This is a genomic window from Streptococcus suis (assembly GCF_002964045.1).
Classification (GTDB): Bacteria; Bacillota; Bacilli; order Lactobacillales; family Streptococcaceae; genus Streptococcus; species Streptococcus suis_U.
On sequence record NZ_POPB01000052.1, the window covers coordinates 1 to 273 of the forward strand.

Annotated in this window: 1 pseudogene; it reads left to right on the forward strand. The window is 42.1% G+C overall.

The annotated features are described in order from the left end of the window. Positions 1-227, forward strand: a pseudogene (locus tag C1E99_RS00225) (cytidyltransferase); the annotation flags it as partial. Positions 228-273 lie beyond the last annotated feature (46 nt).

The window sequence follows — 273 nt, forward strand, 5'->3', positions numbered from 1 at the left end:
GGCTAGACCGCTTGCTTGCTTTGTTGGACTTGTCTGAAAATCAAGTGCCAGTCTTCTATGTGTCCGAGGAAGAATACGCTCAGGAACTGCATAGGCGAGGCTATCAAGCCCATTATAGTCCTAGAAAATTTGGTATTTCAGCCACCCTCATTCGTGAACATCCTCAACAATATCAGGATTACATTGCCCCTGCCTTTCTTGCCTTTTTTGGAAAGGAAAGCATGTAAAACAGTATAGAAAAAACGCATAAAATCAGGTCATAACCTTGGTTTT